The following is a 26,051-nucleotide window of genomic DNA, read 5'->3' as shown; positions in this document are numbered from 1 at the left end:
CTTTAGTTCAACCTTCATTTGCCACTGACTACTACAAAATTGTCTCAAGTTAACGCAAATACCTAGCCCAATGGCTAACATGGCCACCTCACGCGGACTCTGAAGACTTCTTTATCTCATTCGTCAAACGCTCACTGCATGATTATGCGGAAGGAAAATCATTAACCTGCGCTTTAATTTTCCACAAGCAGGTAGTTGGTAATATATGCTATAAAACGATTAACCAAGAACTCAAAAAAGTGGAAATTGGTTATTGGCTAAGTGCTGAATACCAAGGAAAAGGTATCGTTACAAGAGCAGTTAAAGCACTTATTACCTATGCCTTTGAAAAGTTAGACATGGAAAAAATCCAGATATCAGTTGCAACAGAAAACTACCCAAGTCGTAAGATTTGTGAAAAACTAGGCATGAATCAAGAGGGTATTATAACTAATGCAGAAAATTTAAACGGTAAAATAGTTGACCATGTCATATATGGACTTCATCGTTTTATACAGTAATAATCCATTACTCACCTATACACGGTAGTAATAGTCAATTATTATCGTGTTATTGATGGTGCTATATAAAAAATAGTTAAATTTGTACTGTATACAAATCACGCATTGCTTGATCAACGGCTATCCGACAAGCTGCAAATTCAGATGCCGCCTGACATACAACGGTTGCTTGGTGTAATTTATTCAGATTATGTTCAACTTTAGTTAGCTCTTCCGCGTATTTTTCTTTTTGTTCATGATCAGACTCAACCGCATAAAATGCCTGAAGCGATTGTTGATAGTCATATTGCTCCAGTAATTTAATCTTTATTTTTTCTTCTTGTATTTTAAAACCCGGATCAATATAAGGCTCATTTGGAGGATTTAATGCAAAATGCCCAGAATGATCATACCGACGCGTATCAAAGGATAATACCTTCATAGATGCTGTGCTTAAGTCCTGATGATAACCATTGTCACCAAATAAATAGTCAAATAATAAACTTGCCGTGTTAAAACAGTCATTGATATTTTCAATTTTACAGTATTTGGGATTATTATTGAGTAATTGTGTCAGTTTCGGAGTTTCACCACCGTTAGTCACTACATTAATGCTATAGACAGCATCTTCCGCATAATCATACCACTCTTTGGTATAGGTTTTAGTTTTTTTAACAAATAAAACCCGAACCTTGACTTTAGTGACGAATTTTTTATAAGCCTCTTTGGATTTAAAGTGTAACTTTGCTGTTACATATACTTCCCCTCCCGTATCCATATGGTAAATAAACACATCACCACATTTGTTAATCACAGTATGAGGATCAGCACCTACCATAGTCTGCCCTAAAGGTGTTAAATAGCGGTTTTCCAAAGTATAATTAGGTCCATTGTAGATAAGTTTAACTGTTGAAGCTGCCGTTGTTTTGTTTTCTGAAATACGTGATGTCATTGACACGCTTACCGAACCGGAAAAAATAATGACATTCACACCACCTTTAACCTTACCAAAGACCTGTTCCATCGTATCTTTTGTTTGGCGAGAACCTAAATAGTACAGCTCAACACTTGTATCTCCTGCTTTTTTCCAACGCCCTGTAACACAAGCCTGCTTTTTAAAACCACTCCGGCTATCTAATCCCAGCCCAAGCCATGCTAGTTGAGCATTATCTGCTATATATTCAGCACTCGTTACCGATGTTGATAACAAAATGAATAATGTTATTAAAAGATGGATCCAAACAGATTTCAAATGGCTTTTATTAACATAACCAAGTGCAATAGTATCACAAGCATTGTACTCAAATGGCAGAATTGTGGATATTTTTTTCACAGTACTGGTTCCTACATAGTAGTACCTAAATAGCAAATACTATACCCTTCGAAAAGGGTATAGTTTAGATATTAGTTTATGAAATAATCACCATAAGTCGCTAATGCAAACTCACATGGTGTCCACTCTAATATGCCATCGCTTGGCTTAGCATTATCAACAAAAACGGGAGCCCAACGTAAATTCCGATAAGCGATCGATTGTTGTTCAGTTTCCAAGCCATTATTTGTCGCTGTTTGTCGCGCAACCTCACACTGATGAACAGACTTAACCTCACTGTTAACTTCTAACTGTGAGCGATCATATTCAGCAATACAGGCTTCTTCTGCAGTAGATGCACAGGTGTCTTTCACATTGTTCCAATAATCAACACATTCAGTTCCAAAAGGGTGTTCCTGACAATACTTTGCAATGTCATAATATAACCAAGCATTGTTATAAGCCGCTTGTTTTATTTGTTCTACTTTTGTTCTCTGCTCATTGGGCATCCAACTATAGTAGCTTGCTAATAAGTCAGAAGCGCGCTGCTCATCTTTTATGGCATGCTTGTAGTTATCAGTCATCTCATAAATAATTTGGTCCCGCTGCCAACTGACTTCCTGATACTCAGGAACTAAACGTTTAACATCAAGCGTACTACGGTCATAACGTGTCGTTTCATAACTGACTACATTATAATCACTCAAAGAATCAAACTGCAGCTGGAAATCCGTTTTTGCATACTGAATAGCTTCCTCGAATAAATCAAAGCAAGGTTTTGGATTTTCCAGTGAACACGTAATAATATTATTTGGAATAACCTTAAGTAGTTCTATAGGATTACCGCCTTTTTGTAGTGCTCTCACTGTAATTTTAACGGACTTTTTAACCTCCTCATCCAGAAAATCCAGTTCACCTTTAACCGATACAATCCCCCCAGCCACATCAACACCTAAATAGCCACCAATATTATCTTTATCACGGCTATTTAAAAATTCCACTTTCATATTTACAAACAGCTGAGAACCATATTCGATGGAAGTAACAAACTCATCACCTGCTAACTCAGCTAATTGATTCTGGTATTGAGTTGCAATAGCATCACCCACTGGAGATAGCACAAAGCCGGTATTAGCGTTTTCAGGTAGCAATACACGCTTTTTAGGCGTTGCTGTTGCACTAAATGTATAAGAGCTAGCATACTCAGACTCTGCTGCTTCTTTTGCGATATGAGCCCCCGCATTTACTTGAACAACATTGATGGCGACTGAAGCATCAACACTACCATTAAGCATACTTAAGACTTCATCATAGCTAGTGTCTTGATCATAGGTAACGGTAAACTTAACTCCACCATAGTTTTGTCTTTCTACACCGGCAACGGGTTGATGATTTAAAAATATTTCTTTTGTGCTGTCATACGCCGTTCCCAATTGAATATGGTCATTCACAAGGCCTGGAATTTTTGTTCCAAACCTTTCCGACATCATTGACCAAGATCTTTCGGGTTGATGATCAAATGGTAACTCTCTGTCCATTGCGACAGCATCGCTAATAACACTTAATGCTGTACTGACCAACAGACCTGAAAATAGTATAGGTTTCATGTCCTTGCCCTGCCTTAATTTATTTTTATCGTATATTCTTCGACTTCACCAAAACGCACATTTTGACATGGATTACGACTTCCTCCTCCCATATCCATGGTTATACGCATTTTGGTAAACCCAGGTTTTGCATTGGCAGGCACTTTAATCAGCTTACTAATAGCTTCGTCACTCACTTCATTAACTAAAATTGCTTCACCTTTATCAGCAAAATCACCATCCCTATTCCAGTCAATCCAACCATGCCATGTTTCAGGCCAGGCCATAATAGTATATCCAGGTGTAACCACAAGATTATAATTACTGCCACGGCTCACCTGAATAACACGCCCCCAAAAATTAGATAACTTATTGGCAGCACTGGAATTACTGAAAGAACCAAAATCAACTTGCTTTATATATTCTTTTGAAGAGTCTCTTGCTGATATTTTGCAATACTCTTTAAAGTCAAAACTAGTAATTAAACCAATCACTCGATACCCTACAGGGATCGTTTTACAAGAATCTGTAGCGGAAACACCTGCTATCCAATTAGCTGGATTTTCATGGCTTTCATTACCAAAAGTTAAATACTGAGGGAAGGTTTTTAAATTACCTCGATCATAAAGCCACGCATTTTTTAACGCATTAATTTTATCCTGTTCAGACTGTAAGTCAGTTGCATCATACATCCGTTCCCAAGTCTCAACCAATAACCCACTATAACATTTTTCAAGCCATTGAAATCGGCCAACGGCTTGACTAGGTGAAAGGATATCATTCCACATACCATAGTTTTGGTATTGTTTAGCATAACCTAAATTTGCAAACAATCCGACCATGCAAAACAGCACAGTGTAATAAATACGATGCCATATTATCATCTTTATTTCCTTATTAGAGTGAGCTTAAATTCAATTTTGAATCGTCATATGTCCTAATACTACTCGCATTAATTATTTGCTCACGCTCACGGCAATAGCTACCAAGGGGATTTTTTTGGCAATAGGCAACGGCACTGGCATAGCTATAGGCGTTGAACCGTGCTTTAGCTTCAATATCTTTAATAATTGCTTTATCTTCTGAGCTTAAGGTTGCAGAGTAATAATTTAAAATATTTTCTGCCCGACGTTTGTCTAACATAGACTTAACCCAACGATCACTCATTCGTTTTACAGAAAGCTTAGTTAAGTATTCTATATCTTCATACCCAGCTTGGGGCAATAATACATTTAAGCTTGGACCAGAATATTTATACTGCTGAGTATAAAGCTTAACAGGATTATATTTATCTAAATTACTTAGTTGGTTAATGTAGTCTTTTTTCAAATAAATAACAGCTTCTGTAAATAAGTTAAAGCATGGTGTAGGATTAGCCAAACTACACTTCATAAGACCATCTGGAATAATATTTGCTAACCTTAAGGGATCACCTCCAACCTGTTTTGCAGTAATCGATATTTTTACAGAGTTTTTGGTAGCTTCATCTAATAAATCAAGATCTCCACTAACATTAACAACCCCCATAGCATCAACTTTTAAATATCCGCCAATATTTTTTTTATCTTTTGCACTACGGTACTCTATCTTCATATTAATCATTAAATATGAGCCATATTCAATAGCCGTTACAAACTCATCACCTAATTCTTCAAAACGATTTCCAGGACTGTCATTCGCTAATTCAACTGCCGCCGTTGTAGGTTGATAACCTTGATTATTCTCAGGAACCAATAACCGCTTTTTAGGTTTGCTATTTAAATAAAAAGTATAAGTACCCGTATACTCATCAGCTGAATTTTCTGTCGCATATTGTCCTCCAGCATCAACACTTACTGCATTGACTTTAACACCCACATCAACACTGCCATTAACCATATCCAAAAGCTGTTTATACCCTAAATCTACGGCAAAACGAATTTCCGATTCTGTATTACCATAGGACTCATCTACACTACCATTAACTGCTTGAAAGCCATAAAAACCGCCTTTTTTACTGTGATAAGCCGTACCTAAAGGAATATTATCATTATCAATGCCAGGTATTTCAGAAGCTAAACTTGTCACAGGAATTACAGCCACTCCTGCTGTTAGTATCATGGCATGGATGAAGTTATGTTTTTTTTTCTTCATCAAAGTATGTCCTTAAATTCTTCCTTTTACGTCACTATCAACGCACCAGGGATACTCAGTGTAGGATACTATAGTTAAAGTCAGTAACTGCGACTATAATCATTATACTGCAGTTACTGACTAAATAGTTGCTATTGGTTATTCAAGAAGTCCTGATGCCAACGTTCAGGAATTTGCTGAAGTTGTTCTTCAACAGTTAATTGTTGTTGGTCTTTAAAAGAATAATCCGCTTGCATGGATATCCCTCCCACTAACAATCCATTGGCAAATACCGCTTTAGCATCAGCTGTTAATACGGTTTTTGAACCTTCAATTTTTGCTAACTTGAGGTTATGAACAGTATCATTATAATTTTCTTCTGCTATTTTAATAACAGGCGTAGTGCCCTGCTTAGTCATTAACTGATCACCCTGACGCACTTCCTTCGCCCAAATAATACCTCTGTTTTTGGTTAACACTGGATGGGTTTCGGTTAAGAGAACAGACTTACCATCGTTGGTATTAATACGAATCATCGGTAATACTTCATTACCAATTGAAGTATCCTCTACTTTCATAATTAAACCATTAGCCTGCACTTGATCACCAATCATAACTTGCTCAATAGGCTTTTGCGAACCATCCGCCATGGTAATCTGAGTACCTTTAGCCATACAGCTGTATTCAAAATACATAAAGGGCATTTTGTCTTCAACAACCCATTGGTGAGAAGGTGTTTTACTATTATCTGCTGTAATATCTACTGTAAACGTTACCTCATCATAAAACATTGGGTTAACATCAGCGACTATATGAATTTCCCACTCCACATTTTTGAAACGTTTATACATTGTAGCAGTGCCAAATACTGCTTTCTCTTTAGGAATATCCCAAGAAATAATAGTATGAGGTTGTCCATCAATGGTAACTTCACGGGTTTCAATAAAATCAACAAATGAATCTCCTGTGGCAGGATCAACTAACTGAGCATGCTCTCCTGTATTGGTAGAAATCCAAATATTTGTTTTTCCGGATATAAACGTATCTGGTGGTACTTCAGAAGGTTTGTAAATTTTTTTAATTTTATGGGGGGTAGTAATTGATCCATTAAAGGGTAATTTGATTAATAGCTTATCATTTGGCGTATTTGCAGGATACATTTGATCATAGTCACAATCACCATGATCACGATTTAAACATACCTGAATTTTATTATCATCATTCTTATCTGTAGGCGCAACTAAATCCAGTTCACCATTAGTATTAGTACCTTTTAGTTTAGCTCTATACTCACTCACCGTTTTTTTTGAGATTATACGATAATGACCTTTGTTACCATCAGCATCTTCGTATATAACTATAGACTCAACTGTCAAAATATCGGAGTCATCATAAACAGCGCTAATAAATTCATCTGATACAGGGCTATAAGCAACAACATTATTTGCTTTACCAGCAAAAGCATGTATACCCCCGGGATGACCTAGCTTAATTGTCTTATTTGGATCATCAGGGTGTTGCCCCATAACAATAGCGCTAGTATAAGTATACGTCATTTTACCGGTAATACTGGTTCTAGCTTTAGCCAGCATTTCATCCTTTTCTGTTTTTACATTCTTCCCTGCATCTAAATCCTGTATTCTATGAAAAATATCTTTTGGCTTATCATCAGCCAATACTCTTGCAATATTAATACGTTCATTATTATTTAAGTTTAATAATGAAATAGCTCTATTTTTTGTCATTCCTGACTTAAGCATCTTATGATAGTCACGCTTTAGAGTATGCTCTTTTTTTGACTGTTCAAGCATTTTATACAACTGTGGTGACTTCTCTCTGGTTGTGCCCGTTAAGCGTAAGTGCTCTAAAATATAATCATATTGTTGCTGATCAGAAAGATCTAATTTTACAGGACCTCTTTTCTTACCAATTATATTATCAATATGGAGTCGTGCCTTATCAAATGAAGATGACAACTCCTCAACAGGAATAGATAAACGGTGTTCAGCAGCACTGACTGGGTTAAACCATAATACACCTGACACTGCTATGGCTGAGATAGCTAATGAGAGTTTATTGAGTTTCACGATGTAGTCCTTTTTATGCTTATTAGTGTTGGTTATCAAATAATATTCAGAACTCACTTTTTTTACAGTAAAAGATACCACTTTAATTTAAGGTTATTTGTTATTGATCTAATTAATTATCTTTTACTATTAATTACATACTAATTAGCTCACTTTCTAAATCAGGTTTATGCTAGGGCCTGTTAACACTATTTGAATATCACTATTATGACCCTTCGGGCCGTGATTATTTTTCCACCTAGCGGTGTTACAAGTCATTTATGTAGAATGACTACACGGCATTCCTTGTGCCTTGCTAGGCGAAAAAATAGTCTACGGCAGTGGTGATTCAAATAGTGTTAACAGGCCCTAAAGGAAGAATATTATTGAATATCTACAATATAATCTTCTACTTCTCCTGAAACACCATATCCTTGTCCAAATTTTCCACACACCTTAGGCTCACCTTTGGTTTTAATTATAACCCGCAATTTTGTTGCCCCTTTATTGGCATTACCTGGAATAGAAAAGCTACCACTAGCCGTACCCTTAAAGCCATTATTAGTAGCGAGTTTTTCATTGCCTTCAAACGATCCATTTCGATTTAGATCAACCCAAATACCAGCATAAGTCCCTCTTGTGATCCAAGGATAATAAGCAGTGATGGCATAATAATAACTTTCACCTCTCGCTAAAGGAATTTTCTCTGCTCTATAGTCATAATAACCCTCACCTTCATTACCTGACATATGATCAAATGCACCTATGCCAAACTGGTTTAAGTAAACCCACCCCATAGATGTACTCTTTGCTGAACAGTACCCAACAGGAAGACCAGATGTATCCGATTCATTTTCAAAAGTGATTTCAGTGATAGTACTGTTATATTCTCCATTCAGTACTAACCTGACTCGATAGGTAATCGGAGGCTCACCCTCGCCCGGCACTTCAAATTGATGAAAAATTTCGCTGTTAAATGCAGGTTTGGTACTGAATGTTTCACCATTAATTTGCCATTGCCAATCCATTTCATCTGGTAGATATAAAGAGGTATTTTTAAAATAAACAGTATCCTCTACCTTTCTGAAGCTATAACGAACTAACGGATTTTGGCTTGTATCCGTATTGCCATTTACCAGCAAGTAGTCTTCAAACTCTCCCACTTTGAGTGAATCACATGGATTCTTAATTTTCGTCCCCCAACTCATAGCAATACGCATTCGTGTACGACTGTTAGCAGGTAATAACGGCATAGTCATTTGCACATTAATATCATCTTTACTTTTAGACTCGGTTATTAATTCACCCTCATCGGAAAAATCCCCATCACCATTCACATCAATAAAAATCGACCAATAATGACTATAGCTATTGCTGCCTTTATTTAACTGAATGCGATATGCTTCACCAGCATTTACTTTAAACGGCGTATTTAAATAGTCTCCATACCCTGCAATTTCTTGTTGAGTAACAGGTCCTTGTTGTTGACCCTGTCTTGTATTTGTCAAGCTAACTTGTTTGATAAAATCCTGATCACCAGGGTTTCCTGAAGGAGTACAATAATGTGGTTCCAGGCTTATCGTCTTACTGTATTTATATTGATTTCTTGAACTATCAACGACAGTGAGTCTGACGGTATAGGGACCATCGTCTTTATATTGATGCTTTATTAATTCAAATGGATTAGTTTGAATTTGTGTAACGCCATCACCAAAATCCCAATGCCACTCCTCAAAAGAAGAACCATTGACACGCCCCCACTGATGACTCAAATTTGTAAAGGTTACTTCACGATAAGAGATACTATAGTCAAACAAGGCATGGCTACCTATATTACTCAGTACATAAACATCAACTTTTGCAAAAGCTGCCATTACTTCCGCTTCTAGCTGCGCGGTTGTTTTACTTGCCAGTCCAGTACCACTCACCTTTAAATATTGAACCTGATCCAACACACATTTTGCTGCCTCTGTAAAACTTGGGTAATCTCCCCAACAACTTACTGCGGCTCTAGCAAATAACTCAAATCCTTCAAGTGGCGTCCAACCATCATTATCATGAACGAGGTGGTAAAATGCTTTATTAAAAACACCGGCTGAGTAGTGGCCATTTTGTTGCCAATAATGGTGTTTAGCACTATCAATCGACTTCCCATCTTTTGATGGTTTTTCAAAATAACGAGCCGCCCCCTCTTGTTTAAATGAATCTTTATTAAATAACCAGTCGTTAAGTTTCGTATTTTGCGTTTTCCCTAATAAATACTCTGCAGCTTCACCAGCAATATCAGCGAATGATTCACTAATTCCAAATGAATGGCCTGCATCTCCCTCTAGTCTTGAATGAGTTTCCAAAAAACCATGTGCTAATTCATGAGCAATAGAATCCAGCGAAACCAAGGGATAAAAATATGTATCTCCATCCCCCAGGTTAATATACTCTCCATCCCAAAACCCATCATCTAAACGAGAACCTGAGTGTACACGAATCTTGACGGGTTTCTTTTTACCTCCGCTCCTACCAAGCGGACCACTGTTAATAAAGGATAATTGATCAAATAACTGATAAGCGACCTGACCATGAAACTGAGCATCATTTTTAACCCCATAAGCGCCATTAACCAAACTCTCATTGTGTTGGCCTGACATAGAACAGGTATAACGATATGGCACAGTAACGGCATTATCTTGGCTTGCATCCAGGGTTTGTACGTTGTCATAATCCATTGTACAAGTGTTTACCCCATCAAAGTTAACTAAAAAGGTATTTGCTTCTAATGCCGTATCAGTATGCCTTAAGCTAAGTGGCTGACTATACTGACGATAACCAATTTTCTGATTCCCTCCCGAACCACTACCAGCAATACGCGTACTTGCGTACTTAATCAAATTTCGACGAGCAATAACTGTTTGAGTATAAGGATCTAAAAAAAGTTTTTCCCTAATTGGCTTAATAACAGAAGGAGAACGCGCTAAAAATTCAACTTTATAGCTGTAATAAGCCTTATTATTTGAATTAATATAAATAACAGGTTTCACGGTATAGTGAGTTAATTTCCAGTCACTTACTGACTGCTTTCCTGTCAAATAACTTTCAATAAGCCATATTTGTACTTTTTCTATAGGAAAGTCAGTAGGCTGTATAATCGAAGAAATATCCTTTTCAATTTTTTTAAAAAGATTTTGATAAAGAACTTTACGATTACCTTGATCGTCATCTTTGCTAATAATTAAACCAGCGCCCTCAATCTCTATTCCCTTAAATAATTGTTGGTAATGCTTATACTGATCACTTTTTATTACTTTAAGTGCAATTTGATTTTTTGACTTGTTGGTAGAATGGCTCAGCAATGCTGATCGGTTAGTTTTATCTAAAAGATGTAATCGACCATTAGCAATGCCATATCTATTCTCTTCTAATGGATCGAGCCTTTCTGCAGATATACTATTGAAAGATAATAGTAAAAGAGTCATCAAAAAAAGTAGATGATCCCTCATTAAAGCCCCCTGTATTAGTCTTTATACTATTAGACTCTTCTTTTCTTCCGTATTTATAATTTTTTTATCAAAGTCACGCTACCCTATCCTTTAATTTATTTCAAGCATTTTCCAAGCAAAAAACTATAGACTTTAGTCTATTTTTTTAGCACCCACTTATATATTCTAATGAATTAGTAAATTATTATTGATTCATATCAACTATTTTTATTAACCATCTATTTTTTAGCCATTCGCGCTTTCAGATATAACAACGTCTTAGACTTAACTTCCATTAAAATAGGCTGAATAGTTAAACTATTAATGACCAATAAAATATTGGCTATCAAACTCTCGCTGAGAAAAGTATACCCAATACTAAGGGTTTTTATGCCTTAGGACACAAGGGGGCGGCAGTAAAGCGATAAAGAAGTATTTAAGAAGGTTCACAAAACGAAATGGTCACAGATTAACTATATAACCAAGTCTTTAACAAAACTAAAATCATTCTGATATACACTAGGTCAAGAACACAGATAATAACCCCCTTTGCACCCAAGAGGGATAAAACAGATTCATAAAGAGTATCATTAATCTCATATCGGCTTAGCTATAATGTCACAAACTGATGATATAGAAAGATGGTGGCAAACGACTCATCTAGAAGAAAATCAAGGCCTAACATGGAACTTTGGCTGTTTGGAGTTAAATATTTTACGTTTGAAACATGAATGGCAAGTACGCTTTAATCACACCAATGTAGCGCTTGAAGAAGAGCAAGATCATGTTACAACACAATCTGAAAATCAGAATTTAACCCGCTTTAAAGAACTCAAACGATTTGTAGTTGCTCAAACACAAAGTCAAATAATAATAACCCCAGTGTTACCTGACCGTAACATTGTCGTCAAACCATTTGATCGTATTATGTTATTACCGGACGAACATGTCACATTGTACATCAGCATCGTATTATGGTTTCGTATTTGCACTGGTCATAATAGAGTATTACTCTGTCAAATTCCCATAAGAGCCCTTTCTGATACATGGTTTGGTCCAAACACTCAACTAGGACAATTATGTTATGCCAGTAAAACACGGGCGGTAATTAATAAGAACCTTGTTTCAATAAAACCCTATCGGGCCATTATTCCTGTCACCATTGTGAATAATCAGTCTCACATGTTGTCAATCGAAAAAATTAATATCCCAGTACCTACATTAGAGTTAAGACAAAATCAAGAAGGATTGCTTTGGACGACAGGTATAACATTAATCCAAACAAAATCAAAAAGTGAAATAAAACTTGCCGACCCTACAAATGAATACTCAACACGATTTTTCCAATGGGAGTTAATTAATGCAGCAGAAACTCCTTTAGAGGAAGGCTTAATATCCAAAGCCTACAATGTCTTTTTTTCATAAGGATTAAAAAAATAAAATATGGAAACATTGCAAAATTTAACATTTAACCAAATTGCCTTCAGTATCATTATTATTATTATCGGTTTCTTCTTGGCTAAAATAGCATCTAAGGCAATCGTCAAACTGGGTAAAGACAAACTCACTCAACATCAAACGCTGATATTTCAACGTATAAGCTATTACCTCATTATTTTACTTTTTCTGGTAACGGCACTACAACAAATCAATGTTGACCTTGGTGTTATTATCGGTGCAGCAGGAATACTGACGGTTGCCATTGGTTTTGCCTCACAAACATCTGCTTCAAACGTAATCAGTGGAATATTTTTAATCGGTGAAAAACCATTTAGTGTAGGTGATACCATTAAAGTGGGTTCAACGTTAGGTGAAGTATTATCCATTGACCTGCTGTCAGTTAAACTTAGAACCTTTGACAATCTATTTGTCAGAATTCCCAATGAAACGATTATAAAGTCAGAAGTCACAACGCTTACTCGGTTTCCTCTGCGACGATTTGATTTAGCTATTGGGGTCGCTTACAAAGAAAACCTGGAGAAAGTGAGAACCATTTTATTAAAAGTGGCGGAAGACTATAATTTATGTTTAGAAGATCCAGAGCCATTGTTTATGTTATTAGGCTTTGGTGATTCATCAATTAATATTCAATTCTCGGTTTGGACAAAACGGGAAAATTTACTGGCGTTAAAAAATGGTATTATAGAACGTGTCAAAAATGCCTTTGATGAAAATGATATTGAAATTCCCTTCCCTCACCTTTCACTTTATACTGGATCACAAACCCAACCCTACCCAATCCAGCATATTACTAAACAGGCCAAAATTTAAAATCGCTTACTACTTGAAAGTGCTTATAAAAAACTATGTGTATATATCAAAAGACCAGCAAATTTCCTCCGAACACGCCGTAAATCCATCCCTGGAGGCTTGACTGCCGCGTCCTTGCGGCAGACAGTTCGGTTGAAATAAGCAAGTCTTTTTCACTTCCTGCCACGATGTCAGTAATTACAAACTATTTTTTATACACATTACAAATCGACCCTCTACATTTCTAAGCTGCCTATGCGGCAGTAAACGCAAGGCTTTGCAATCGGACTCAATGAGCATTTTTCTAAGCTGCCTATGCGGCAGTAAACGCACTAGAAGTGTGCATCTCTGGTTTTTAAAGATTTCTAAGCTGCCTATGCGGCAGTAAACAATATGAGCCGATGACAAGCAAGGAGCGGGCATTTCTAAGCTGCCTATGCGGCAGTAAACAGGCCCGTATAGCTACCTGCCTCGTTATCAACTTTCTAAGCTGGCTATGCGGCAGTAAACTACATAGTTGTAAACTGTCGTGTATTAGGAATTTCTAAGCTGCCTATGCGGCAGTAAACACATTAACACCTGATGTAGATGCAATACCGACTTTCTAAGCTGCCTATGCGGCAGTAAACCGATAACCTCTCTTGGTGGGCATCAAGAATATTTTCTAAGCTGCCTATGCGGCAGTAAACGAAAATAAAAGTAAGGTCTCATTAAAGGGGACTTTCTAAGCTGCCTATGCGGCAGTAAACTGACGGTCTGCTGCAGCTCACTAGCCCAATAATTTCTAAGCTGCCTATGCGGCAGTAAACGATTTTGGCGGTGTTACTGGGGGGCTTTTAAATTTCTAAGCTGCCTATGCGGCAGTAAACGGTACTTCTAAGGCTTCTGCAACCCTCGCTATTTCTAAGCTGCCTATGCGGCAGTAAACGATATGCTCTTTGTACAAATCAGTGAAGGTAATTTCTAAGCTGCCTATGCGGCAGTAAACGGTAAAAACTCCACTCAATCAATAAACCCCAATTTCTAAGCTGCCTATGCGGCAGTAAACCAAACCAAGCCACACAACAGGTCTCTTCAACGTTTCTAAGCTGCCTATGCGGCAGTAAACATTTGGTCCCTTACCAGCCCTTTGTTGATAAATTTCTAAGCTGCCTATGCGGCAGTAAACACAATATAATCCAGAACAAAACACGGGCAACATTTCTAAGCTGCCTATGCGGCAGTAAACATATGGTTTGGGATGACATATATATATACTTTTCTAAGCTGCCTATGCGGCAGTAAACAGTTGTTAGTCAGAGCCATCATAATGCTTCTGTTTTCTAAGCTGCCTATGCGGCAGTAAACACGGCGCGCGGTAGCTTCATGATCTGCTCATTTTTCTAAGCTGCCTATGCGGCAGTAAACACTCCGTTTTGATAGGGCCTACCTACCCGCATTTTCTAAGCTGCCTATGCGGCAGTAAACGTTGAATGCCTCTTGAGAAAACTCACCCAATATTTCTAAGCTGCCTATGCGGCAGTAAACATTCGACGGATTTGCGCCAAGATAATACCAATTTTCTAAGCTGCCTATGCGGCAGTAAACGTCCAAATTTGCAAATGAGTCTCCATCTTAATTTTCTAAGCTGCCTATGCGGCAGTAAACATTTTACTCGACAATGGCAACCCCATAACAATTTTCTAAGCTGCCTATGCGGCAGTAAACATCAAGATATCTGAGGAAATTGGACTATGAGTTTTCTAAGCTGCCTATGCGGCAGTAAACAATATTGATGTCTTCCTCTCCACTGTGTTTGTTTTCTAAGCTGCCTATGCGGCAGTAAACTAGAGTTTTAAGTCGAAATACTTGATTATTAAAGAGCTGACTTATTATTCACATCAAAATACCCTTTTTTTGGCCACGCTATAACCTATTGATTTTAATCAGTAAAAAATCAACTCTCAAAAAAGGGTCTGAAGCATAATATCTTAGTTAACCTTAAAACTATACTGATCAATTAAAAACCATTCAGTCATTTTACATTAGCAGGAACTGCAAACCTGCCAATGATATTTTTATTACAAGTCAATTAAAACTGTAAAATTTTGTTTATGATCAAGTTACAACAACAGTAAGCTTAAAAATAGTGTACTGTCGCCTGCTTGCTTAAACCATACTGGTTAAATTTGCCTTGCCGGTGAACGGCAAGCTCTTCCTGATGAATAAATAATCTAAATTTTTGCTGAGTGCTTTGGCTATTAACAACCAGGTAAGGTAAATTTAGACGTTTTTCAAATGTTGCAGGGATTCGAAGTTTAGCCTCTTCTTCTGACAGATTATGACGTTTCATGTAACGCCGCCTGATTCTCTCAACATTACTTTTCACCTGAACACGTTGCACACATACTGCGGTAGTATTTGCTGGAATTTTTGTAATTTCACTACACATTAAATGATCTCTCATGCCTGTCAACCAAGGTATACACAGTAGTTGATCAAGCTCACCAGCACTGCCATGAATTCGGAGTTTATTACCTAGCTCTTTTTTTTCTATAGAATACTCAGGGAAACATATTCCAATAGTCGTTGTATTAAGTGTTACTAACCCCTTGTGCAGTTTATTAAAAAGCACATTCATCAATGTAGAGCCAGAAAATTCAGGATCAGGCATCAGACGAATATCGACAAAATAATCCATGCCTTATTCCTTTTCTCCAAATACACCACCACGTATTAATGTTGCCATAACAAAGTGCTGATTACCTTCAGAGTCCGGCGCTTTGTCTTTTCTTAGCCAATTATCCAGTAACGTATAAAAGTCCACTTTTTGTTTAGGCTGGCGATACGCTTTACCTTGTGATGTTACTGCTCCATAGGGTTCTACTGCTATTGGCCCCAAATTGTTGTCATCAGGATACCAGGTATCGACCGTTCTCAATGCATTACCAATTTTCTGAGAATGCATTGCAGCCGTTGTGCTTACGGTATACAACGTTTTACTCTTACTGCCTTTAGAAGAATTACCAGTATCTAAAATTAATTCTTGAGAAGGGAAAACTTCCTGGCCTTCACCGACACGTACAAAAGCGATGACCTCAATTAAGACAAATTGCTCACCTAATAAGCCTAAGTTGATCACTTCAGTTAATTCATTGATAGCCTCAGCATAATGCTCAGGAACAGAAAAATCTCTGAGGTTAAATGCTAAAGCGTCAAAATCCCACTGTTTTATAACCTCCCCCATTTTTAACTGGTTAACTTGAATTTTTATTTGTTCTGCACCTAACCGGTTCCGCCACAAAAACCGTCCATTTGCCAGATTGATTGCATAACGTTTTGCTAATTCATTAAAGCCATATTTTTCAACATACTGCTTTACCGTTTGTTGAAGTTTTTCCTGATAATCAACATTGTTACAGGCTGAAGGAACACCGACCCCTCCTGAAATCCTAAGAGTAAAGCGTACGCCTAAAGTATCAGCATTTACAGGCAACGTAGCGACATCCACTGTCTGTAAATTCGGTTTATCTATTTTGGCATCAAATTTTACTGCGTCTAACTCCTTCGTGTTTGAGCGATTTGAAATAGTCCCCCTCACCGACTTTTCTCTAATTTTTACAGACTGCCATTCCTTAATGTTATCAAAGTTTGCCCAGTTTCCTGCGTAAAAAAGTGCATCAGAGTTATCCAGTTTACGCTCAAAAGCTAAAACAGAAGCGGTTTTTAACGTATTAGCCATTATTATTTACTCCTGATAATTACAAACCTACAGTTATCCCATAAACTGCAAGTCCTGATATTAAAATAGGGTTCTTTGATTTTATTAGCGATTAAAATAATTTATACAGCGATACTGCTCATATTCTGGCAGGTACTGATAAGACCATAGCAGTTGTAGTGGGTCTTTAACTTTATGCGGACTCAGCCATTCCCCTATAGAATATACACTTTCCACAAAGCGAAAAGGCGTTTGATCATCACGACTATGCTGTACACTACCCGCGTCAAATAATTCCGATATACCTTGGTAACCAACGGGTATAGGCACAAGCCAACCGGGTTTGGATTTGGCCTGCCATTTCACTGGTTTATTATCATCCAACACTGTTTCTGATGAGTCAGGAACAGGTGCCATATTCAACCGGCTTAGATCAAGCCAAGCCTCTAAAAGTGTGATTTTATCATTTTCGTGTTTTAACGTAGTATAATGATTTTGTAATAAGTCATCACGCCCAATGAGTGCATACCCAGGCAGTAATGTATATTTTATTTTGTTAAACTGCGATATTCTACCCTCAGCATGATCTGCCAATTCAAGATAATATGGTTTATCTCTTGAGTGATCCCTTACCCAAACAGAGCCTCCTGCTAATCGTTGTTGTTGAACCAAATGACAAATACTATCAGCAAGTTCAGCGCCTTCATCTTCATCTAAATACTCTTTTATACCAATGAGTAAACTCACTTCAATATGCGTTCTTCCCTCCTCTATAAATGCAGGAGACGAACCATCTTTATTCAACGGGTTTCGTGTTAATTTAAATAACTGAGTACGACGATTGTCGTTCTGATCAGTTTGAGGTTCAAAATGATGACAGATAATACCCACACCAGAAAAATTCAACGCATTAATATTGGCTAACTTTCTTTGTAAAGCATGTACAAAGCCAAGAAATGCAGAAGGAGCAGGAAATCCCCAGGTCAGCGGACTTGATACAGCATTTGCGTTTTGTACATATAATCGAGGTACAACTAATAACCCATTTAAAACTTCAATCACGAAGCACATCCTTTTAAAATATCATTATTATTCAATCATAAAAAACTTGTTGACACTATAAGATTTGTGCAAATGATTTTTTCCAAAAATCAAATTCATCATCTCCAACCGATAAACCTCCCTGTGTGCTTAACTCAAAGTTAAACCATTTTGCAAAACGAGAGCATACAGTATCTTGCCACTTTGCTGATATCCGACTAGCTTGAAATTCTTCATCATTATCTGCACGGTAAGGATCAAGCCAATACTGCTCAGCAATATCCAGCTGACATTTTGTATCAGCAGTCCACCCTGGCTTATGTCTTTGAACAGATGCAGCATAATGCACAATTTCATCAATTATATTTTGCACTAGTTGCGCTCTTTTGGTTCGAATAGCAATATTATTATAATTGGTTTTCGTTAAAAATTTTCGTAATAAAACTATTCGCTCTCGCAGTGTTTTACGTCTTCCTAACTGCTTAAAAATGGAAGACACTCCAATGGGAAGCTTAACGGGTTGAGTTTTCCATATTGGCGGGCAAGAAGCTAATAACCAACTTTCCCCATGTCGTTGGCTATTTAACTGACTGATATTTTGTGGTTTTGTGCCTCCGAACTTTTGAATCACTAAATTGGGATACTCACTGTAACCGTTATCATGCATTTTGCGTTCAAAACGAGCTTCACGTGCAGCCTTTGCTTCATCGCCAAAACGATCATTTCTAATTTTGTCATATACAGCCTGCACTAAACAGGTTGGGTATAAAGGCGATAATAAATGATAGTTTTGCTCAGCTATAGGAAAGTAGATCTGTTTCACCAACTTATGAGAAGCTACTGCCCCTCTGCTTAACGTAATACCTTTAAACGCTGCCGCTAGTTGTTCCGATATTTTTGTATCCTCACTCAGCGCTGCTTTTACTTCTATTTCATCATTCAGCAATCTAGTAAGCAACGGCTTACCTTGAATATCAATCGTTAAAAATTTATAAACATCCAGTGCAGCAGCATTTCCAACTACATCCTCTCTTCGCTCATCCCCAATAGAATGGGTTGTCAATAAAGCATGTTGCTGTAGACTGCTGTTTACTTCAAGATAATGACTGCTTCCTCGAGCACTAGGATGACTATATTTAACAGCATGCGTCACTAATTGTATTTGTTCAACACGCTTTGCTGCATTTTCTAACCACGTTGCTTTTTGATATTGAGCAATTAACTGCTCTCTTTTATCATGTTGATTTTCTTTTAAAGCATTTAATTTTTCGTGTAAACGACCATCTATATAACCTGTAATTTCAACCTGTGCAGATTTTTTTAAGGTTTCATCCATTCCCAGCCATCCTAAAATTCTAACCATCTATTTATTCAACAGTAAAATTTATAACCAGTTTCACTTCACACAACAAAACTAGTCGCAAAAAATACAACAAAATTATTCCTCAAAAGCTATAGATATTTCAAGGCAAACACTTACTAAAAGTAATCAAAAAAGTTACGCCAACAGTATAAGATTGCATGTAATACTCTATACACTAAAAACCACACTTTTTGCAGAAGCACCATTAATAAAGTAAAAGAGGATTTTTCATTCATCCAATATAACATTTTATCAACATTTAAAATTTTAACGATTTCCTTAACAAACCCAGACAGTCTAAATATTAAATTCACAAAAAAAAGAACTAAAGATACAGAAGACATCCACCTTTTCATTTTCTCAGCACTCTTCATATCTTTCACCTCACCTGTTTAGTTTAACTTAAAAAATTATTAAGAAATTAAATCGAGAAAAATACCATTACTACAACAGAGGGAAAAATTCTTAATTACTGACTTGCTAGTACCATGCTCTTTAGAAGGTTTACTATATATTCTCAATTGATGAAGTAAAGCATAACAGTATTGCTTTTCAATTTAAAGAACCGTGTTGTACTAAATGTAGTGTGTAATCAAAATTTAATAAAAGATATAAGCCATTGCTGAAAGAATAATGTAAGATTGTTTAACATTAATAAGGGACAAATACATTTACACTATAAGAATATATGCTATAGTTGACTTTACTGCTGAGCAAGCAGTTTAGAAAGTGTTTTACTAAATGTAACTTACATACTTTTAACTGCCGCATAGGCAGGCTACTTAAAAGGGGTTCATCAATTGCGTTTCATACGCCAGAACCCCAAAGCATCATGATAATTCCATCCCTGCTCTGCTTCATCTCTTGGTAATTCAACATAACTAAAACGCTTAGCACAGTCCTCGATTGTATAGCCTAAATTATCAGCCCACTGCTCAAGCAGCACTAAATAGTCATATTCTCCCCATAACAGTTTACCCGCATTCTGTCGATCAATATTTATTTTGTTTAACAGTGCATTTTGAGGTTTACCCCACTTACCATTTGTACCTTCACCACAAAAATAGGGTTCATCATCTTCATCCAATAACATCGCATAGCACATGGTTGGACGAGACTGCCTAAATGGATATGCTTGCTGTAATTCGGCCGATAAATTTGCTTGAGTCTGCCACCATAAATTAATTGAAGCAACACGTCCATTCTCAGCCTCTAACATAATAGCTTTTAAATGGGCATGTTCTAAATCCACTAAATTGTCAGCGGGTCTTAAATGAATATTTTCTCGAATTCGTGGTGCAGCATTAATCGTTTTATACTGTTCCGACTCCAACAGGTTAAATAAATCGTGACTATTTAGTTTAAAGGTTTCATTTTCAAAACCCGGTGTGCAAAAACAGGGAGAGTTATTCTTACTCTGTAGATGCTTAATATTGGAAGATAATAAAAAAAGATTCGGTGAAGCGCATGATTGCATTCGGTGCCGTTGTATACGGCCCGCTAGTTGTATTATTGAACGCATAGAGGATGGTTCAACAATCCCCCAGTCATAATCATGATCTCTGCCAACCTCTGCCACCGGCGTAGCAAACACAATAAAAATATGATGTTTTGCTGAAGTACGAGCTAGACTTTGCTGTATTTCAGGAAGAGAAAACACAGCATTTTTATCACCTTTTCGATTTAAACATCGGTCCAGACGTTGTTCAATGGCAGAGCGAACAGTCAACAAATGATTACTATGGTAGCAACAACAGTGAAACACGGTATCTGTAGGCCCTTGCAACGCTAGAAAAGTTTTGGTGACATTAACTAATGGGTAAATATTAGCCATTCGCACCAAACCAAAGCTGACATGTTTACCTGATAACTCATCATACGTATTATGCTGGTAATGCAGTTCTACACTGTACTGTTGCAGTTGCCAGGCAACAGACTGAAATAATAACCCTTCAGGTGTGTTATTTTGATCCCCTACGGGTAAATTATCTAGGTCAGGTGCAGCAACATCCTCAACTAATGGCTTAATTTCTGCGCGTCGCACTATTGTGTTCATCTGACCTAACTTTATCAGGCGCTTATCAACAAATTGGGTATGTGCGTTTGTAAAACCATCAGTATCAGCAAAGTCACCAGCAATACAGTTAAACTCATCAAACCAGGCACAACTAATGGCATTTTTTCCTTGGACTGCCCCTCGGTTCTTCTGAAATATTTTCCTTCCTTCATAGTAGGCGTCAAACAATCCATGAATAATGGCAGGAGGCAGTGTTGCTGATGATAACAATACCCGACTGCCTAACATTCCTGACCAATACACAAGCCGGCTTAATGCATATAAATCCTGTTGATCAAAGTCATCAGGCTCATCAAGAATTAAATCAGACGTCATGAGTCTTAAACTTGGAACAATTTGATGTCCCCCTCGTAAACTCTCCGTAGCAGGCATTAAGTGATCAATCGTACAGGTTAATATAGGAGATTGAAGCAGGCGATTCGCATGAGCATTTTTGGCAAGCTGATGGCTAATCGGTCCACTCTGTAAGCTTGACTCATAAAAAACACGTGTCTGCTCTTCCAATAAATTAGCAACCGATTCTGAGCCTGCCTGTTCGGTAAAATCTTGTTGACTCATTCGTTGTTGAAACTTATGTATTTCTCGAACTGCACTCCCCCCCACCATAACAGCCAACTCATCAGCACCGAGTTGTAACTGGCTTCGGTAAACTTCCCCTGTTTGTAAGGTAAGGATTCTTAATCCTAACGCTATTGTAAAGCGAGCACCTTGTTGTTCGTTTGCCAATGCATACATAATCCGACCATTGGCCAGCGTTTTGCCACATCCTGTTGAAGCCATGTTAATGCCAAAAAAACCTTGATCCTGAGTTTTTTGTTGTATGGATTTTGCCAGGTCATAGGCTTTATTTTGCCAGTTAAAACGCTGATTGCGACTTCTACTTTGAAAACCTTTATGCCGCGTAATACTAGGCAGTTGTCGCTTTAAATAAGGTAAGTGATAACATATTGCATGATTTTGTTTTTCAACCCCTATCAGGTGCTCATCTAACGGTTGATTCAGTGTTTTATCTGCACCATCCTCTTGTTTTTTACTCGTCGTATTTGCATATAATCGACAATCTTTATCACCTCGCACTCGTTGTGAAGGATCACTTAAACTGGAATAATAATGGTCAGCAAGCATTAATGCTAGGCGGGATACATGAATAACATATGGATTTACAAACCATTTTTCAGTGAACAGTTGACGTCTATTAAGCATTTTAACGGCTAATTTCTGTACCCGTTTTTGCCAGGCCTTACTTTGACTTGGTAAACCATATTCAAATGTCCAACACTGTTTGATATGTTGTTTTGTCGCATTTTCTCTGGCACCACACCAACTTATTTTGACGCGTTCAGGCAACTTGTTCAGTGCTTGAGCATTTGTTGCCTTGCATGCTACCTTTTTGTTTTGATCAAAAGGCAGTCGATGATGACTTACTATAAGCCAGCCTATAACCTTAGCCAACGGGGGAAGCTTTTTAAAGGGAGATATTCCCTCACTGATAACAGCAGTATCCTTAGCCGACATTTCCAGTTTATCTTTCGTTAATTTGTCTTGCCAATCGTCTGGAAATGTTGGATTATCAGCCAATCGTTGTAGCCATTCCTGATCATCACGACATTTGTCACCAATAAATGTGTTAAATAAACGCAACGAAATCCATTCATGACGAATAGGGTCTGCACTTGTCTTTTTATTAAAATTTTCTCTTAGTTTACTTTGAAATCGCTTATTAGCTTTCCCAAAGTCATGAAATAATGAAGCCATGGCACTTATCAGACGTATATCTTCAATCGTGTGCCAATCATTTTCATCATCAGCCCGTAATATATTTCGCTGTGTTGTATTGGTAGGGACTCTTCCTAGAGTATCAAAACGGCTTGCATCGCCAACGATCCATAATAATTCGCTGTTATCTTTTCCTCTAATCCAATGACATGCAACTGCAGTATTTTTACGCGCTTTTTTCCTTAAAATTTGTCTTAGGGTATCCAACCCCTGTTTGGTAATAGCTGTCTGCCAGGTAAAATCACCGACACGTTCAGCAAATTGATCAAGTATTCGACGTGTTTCTTTAAGCGCTTTTTTTTGACACTGTGAAACCAGCAGTATATTCACCTTTAGACTCCATGGTGGCTAGCAATCATTTTCAACGTGTCAATTATAAAGTCAAGAGATTCAGTGCGAGTAAACCTTTTTATACAGGCATTTCTAAATGTTTGCTCATCATCACCCGCCATAGCTGAAACAAAAGCCTGAGGTAATACAATTGCATCCTTTATTAAATCAGCAGCATCAAAAACTAACCCTCCCCTTCGGGTTTTACCATGTAATAATGCTAAACCATGTGGTAAACCAAGTACCCAAGTAGCAGTAGCACCTAATCCGTAAGCCAGATAATTACCATGATCCAAAAAACGATTCGCAGGATCAGCCCCAGCCCCTCGTTTAGCTCTCACAAAAGCGCCATAACTAACTGCATTAGCCACTAATTTATATAACTGTTTCGCTAAGCGAGCTTCTATGGTAAGCAGTGAAGTAATATCTAAAGCCGTTTCAGTATCACTCGCAACTGATACCAACAAATTTTCCAGAATGCCACTATCAACCTGAAACTGATCTTCAGTAAAATATTTTTTATCTATCCAGTTTCTTTTAATAAATTTCAACCGTTCTAGCTGTAGGTCCTTTGCTGCTGCTAAACGTAATTCGCCGTCAAACCAGAACTTTACCCAGTTTTGCAAATACTCCGTAGGTCGGTATTCGCTTTGAGGCGAAAACCACATAGCATCCACATCAATTTCATTTGCAGAAAATAAAGGTGTTCCTCCTCCGCCACAAAAACCAACCATCACCCCGGCTTTAGACAACTCACGCATTGCAGCCTGCGTTATAGAAGTTCCAGTTCCAAGTAAAATAGAGGTAGTGTTTGCAATGGGAATATTCCAGTAAAGAGATTTTTTCCCCTGGTCAGTAACATACTCAACACGCCCACCATTAACCAACACTCTACAGTACTCAAGATAATAAATATTAGCGCGTTTTGAGTGTAAAATTGTTTTTAAGTCTGAAGCCGGTATATCATCCATACTCTTTTATCGTCCAAACTAAAAATAAAAATTTATCATCCAAGTTATAAATATAAAATATATTCTCTTTAGGGCACCTTTTAAAAAATGCATTTTTAGAGATATCCTTTAGTCAAACATCCACACTTAATCACCAAAAGGGACTTTATGTGTATGTATATATTAAAAAGACCTGCTAATTCCCTCCGAACACGCCGTAAATCCATCCCTGGAAGCTTGGCTGCCGTATCCTTACGGCAGACAGTTCGGTTGAAATCAGCAAGTCATTTTCACTTCCTGCCACCATGTCAGTAATTACAAACTATTTTTTATAAACACGATAATTATACTGCCAATAGGGTAAATCGATCACCTACACTTTTAAACTACCTCTGTGGGAATAAACGCAAACTGTCATAATGCTTTTGCACATCTACATTTCTAAGCTGCCTATACGGCAGTAAACTTACCTGAGCGTTGTTGCTTGCGCCATTCCCCTTTCTAAGCTGCCTATGCGGCAGTAAACAATCCAATACTCGTAAGGTATGTCATACTTGTTTTCTAAGCTGCCTATGCGGCAGTAAACACCAAACATACCAGCGCCAAACAGCACAGTGATTTCTAAGCTGCCTATGCGGCAGTAAACCAGCTTGCAGACACCCAAGCAGAACTTGCCAATTTCTAAGCTGCCTATGCGGCAGTAAACCCTGATAAGCTCAATAAAGAAACTCGCAACTATTTCTAAGCTGCCTATGCGGCAGTAAACTGTTACATGCCATGCAACTAACAAGTAAACCATTTCTAAGCTGCCTATGCGGCAGTAAACTTATGATTGCTGGCAACGCTGCTGGGCCAAATTTTCTAAGCTGCCTATGCGGCAGTAAACATCTCTATTTTATGTTGCTGCTTTCCTTTAAATTTCTAAGCTGCCTATGCGGCAGTAAACTGACTCCCTCATTTGCCACAATAAACCTGTCATTTCTAAGCTGCCTATGCGGCAGTAAACCAAGTGCATGATGAAGCCCTTAAAGATGGTGATTTCTAAGCTGCCTATGCGGCAGTAAACAATATTTTTCTGAGTCTTTTTCGTTTTCAAGTTTTCTAAGCTGCCTATGCGGCAGTAAACTACGTTGGTCGGCAGGTGCTAAGGACTTGTTTTTTCTAAGCTGCCTATGCGGCAGTAAACACTGACTTAACTCTTTTTCACGCCATGATTTATTTCTAAGCTGCCTATGCGGCAGTAAACACAATATAATCCAGAACAAAACACGGGCAACATTTCTAAGCTGCCTATGCGGCAGTAAACATACTGCTTTAAGCCGTTGGCCCATGCGGGTATTTCTAAGCTGCCTATGCGGCAGTAAACAGGTCATTGGCATCCTTGGTGGTTTGCCCATTTTTCTAAGCTGCCTATGCGGCAGTAAACGTGGTAAGAAATATCGTGTCACACTTGCATCATTTCTAAGCTGCCTATGCGGCAGTAAACTCCCGAAGGGATACGCTGAAGGCTTTTCAACATTTCTAAGCTGCCTATGC

Annotated in this window: 15 protein-coding genes, 1 pseudogene and 2 CRISPR repeat arrays (1 of these 18 cut by a window edge); of the genes and pseudogenes, 3 read left to right on the top strand and 13 right to left on the bottom strand. The window is 37.7% G+C overall.

Annotated elements, in window-relative coordinates:
• Window positions 1–77: 77 nt before the first annotated feature.
• Window positions 78–500, top strand: a pseudogene (locus tag ACQ96U_RS01000) (GNAT family N-acetyltransferase); the annotation flags it as partial.
• A 76-nt stretch (window positions 501–576) separates the two neighbouring features.
• On the opposite strand, the gene ACQ96U_RS00995 reads toward ACQ96U_RS01000, so the two are convergent.
• The 6 genes from ACQ96U_RS00995 to ACQ96U_RS00970 form a co-directional block, all read right to left on the bottom strand.
• Window positions 577–1,812, bottom strand: a complete 1,236-nt coding sequence (locus tag ACQ96U_RS00995) for a hypothetical protein (protein WP_431719360.1) — start codon at window positions 1,810–1,812, stop codon at window positions 577–579.
• A 71-nt stretch (window positions 1,813–1,883) separates the two neighbouring features.
• Window positions 1,884–3,398, bottom strand: coding sequence for an internalin (locus ACQ96U_RS00990; protein WP_431719359.1), 1,515 nt, complete (start codon window positions 3,396–3,398; stop codon window positions 1,884–1,886).
• Window positions 3,399–3,412: 14 nt separating this feature from the next.
• Entirely contained in the window at window positions 3,413–4,261 is an 849-nt protein-coding gene (locus ACQ96U_RS00985) for a GEVED domain-containing protein (RefSeq protein WP_431719358.1), read from the bottom strand.
• Between the two features lie 13 nt (window positions 4,262–4,274).
• Window positions 4,275–5,510, bottom strand: a complete 1,236-nt coding sequence (locus ACQ96U_RS00980) for a hypothetical protein (protein WP_431719357.1) — start codon at window positions 5,508–5,510, stop codon at window positions 4,275–4,277.
• Window positions 5,511–5,641: 131 nt separating this feature from the next.
• Window positions 5,642–7,576, bottom strand: coding sequence for a Hint domain-containing protein (locus ACQ96U_RS00975; protein WP_431719356.1), 1,935 nt, complete (start codon window positions 7,574–7,576; stop codon window positions 5,642–5,644).
• Between the two features lie 362 nt (window positions 7,577–7,938).
• On the bottom strand, window positions 7,939–11,049 hold the full coding sequence (locus ACQ96U_RS00970) for a GEVED domain-containing protein (protein WP_431719355.1): 3,111 nt from the start codon (window positions 11,047–11,049) through the stop codon (window positions 7,939–7,941).
• 594 nt (window positions 11,050–11,643) lie between these two features.
• Here ACQ96U_RS00970 and ACQ96U_RS00965 point away from each other — a divergent pair.
• Together ACQ96U_RS00965 and ACQ96U_RS00960 are read left to right on the top strand one after the other, a co-directional pair.
• Window positions 11,644–12,453, top strand: coding sequence for a hypothetical protein (locus tag ACQ96U_RS00965; RefSeq protein ID WP_431719354.1), 810 nt, complete (start codon window positions 11,644–11,646; stop codon window positions 12,451–12,453).
• 18 nt (window positions 12,454–12,471) lie between these two features.
• Window positions 12,472–13,299 (top strand): mechanosensitive ion channel family protein, encoded by an 828-nt coding sequence (locus ACQ96U_RS00960; RefSeq protein WP_431719353.1) that lies wholly within the window; start codon window positions 12,472–12,474, stop codon window positions 13,297–13,299.
• A gap of 220 nt (window positions 13,300–13,519) precedes the next feature.
• Window positions 13,520–15,105: direct repeats of the CRISPR family, unit length 28 nt; unit sequence TTTCTAAGCTGCCTATGCGGCAGTAAAC.
• Window positions 15,106–15,397: 292 nt separating this feature from the next.
• On the opposite strand, the gene cas6f is transcribed toward ACQ96U_RS00960, so the two are convergent.
• The 7 genes from cas6f to cas1f form a co-directional block, all read right to left on the bottom strand.
• Window positions 15,398–15,958, bottom strand: coding sequence for a type I-F CRISPR-associated endoribonuclease Cas6/Csy4 (gene cas6f, locus ACQ96U_RS00955; protein ID WP_431719352.1), 561 nt, complete (start codon window positions 15,956–15,958; stop codon window positions 15,398–15,400).
• A 3-nt stretch (window positions 15,959–15,961) separates the two neighbouring features.
• The gene (gene csy3 / locus ACQ96U_RS00950) at window positions 15,962–16,999 is read right to left on the bottom strand and encodes a type I-F CRISPR-associated protein Csy3 (protein ID WP_431719351.1); all 1,038 of its coding nucleotides are present in this window, start codon (window positions 16,997–16,999) and stop codon (window positions 15,962–15,964) included.
• Window positions 17,000–17,083: 84 nt separating this feature from the next.
• Window positions 17,084–18,040 (bottom strand): type I-F CRISPR-associated protein Csy2, encoded by a 957-nt coding sequence (csy2, locus tag ACQ96U_RS00945; protein WP_431719350.1) that lies wholly within the window; start codon window positions 18,038–18,040, stop codon window positions 17,084–17,086.
• Window positions 18,041–18,095: 55 nt separating this feature from the next.
• The gene (csy1, locus tag ACQ96U_RS00940) at window positions 18,096–19,355 is read right to left on the bottom strand and encodes a type I-F CRISPR-associated protein Csy1 (RefSeq protein WP_431719349.1); all 1,260 of its coding nucleotides are present in this window, start codon (window positions 19,353–19,355) and stop codon (window positions 18,096–18,098) included.
• A gap of 143 nt (window positions 19,356–19,498) precedes the next feature.
• Complete coding sequence (locus ACQ96U_RS00935) at window positions 19,499–19,756, bottom strand: hypothetical protein (RefSeq protein WP_431719348.1); 258 nt, start codon at window positions 19,754–19,756, stop codon at window positions 19,499–19,501.
• Window positions 19,757–20,178: 422 nt separating this feature from the next.
• On the bottom strand, window positions 20,179–23,565 hold the full coding sequence (gene cas3f, locus ACQ96U_RS00930) for a type I-F CRISPR-associated helicase Cas3f (RefSeq protein WP_431719347.1): 3,387 nt from the start codon (window positions 23,563–23,565) through the stop codon (window positions 20,179–20,181).
• Window positions 23,566–23,567: 2 nt separating this feature from the next.
• Complete coding sequence (cas1f, locus tag ACQ96U_RS00925) at window positions 23,568–24,536, bottom strand: type I-F CRISPR-associated endonuclease Cas1f (RefSeq protein WP_431719346.1); 969 nt, start codon at window positions 24,534–24,536, stop codon at window positions 23,568–23,570.
• A 417-nt stretch (window positions 24,537–24,953) separates the two neighbouring features.
• Window positions 24,954–26,051: direct repeats of the CRISPR family, unit length 28 nt; unit sequence TTTCTAAGCTGCCTATGCGGCAGTAAAC; it runs 730 nt beyond the window's last position.

The organism is Zooshikella sp. RANM57 (assembly GCF_050749885.1).
Taxonomy (GTDB): Bacteria; Pseudomonadota; Gammaproteobacteria; order Pseudomonadales; family Zooshikellaceae; genus Zooshikella.
The sequence above is the reverse complement of the archived record's forward strand: the minus strand, read 5'-3'. Positions and strand labels throughout refer to the sequence as shown.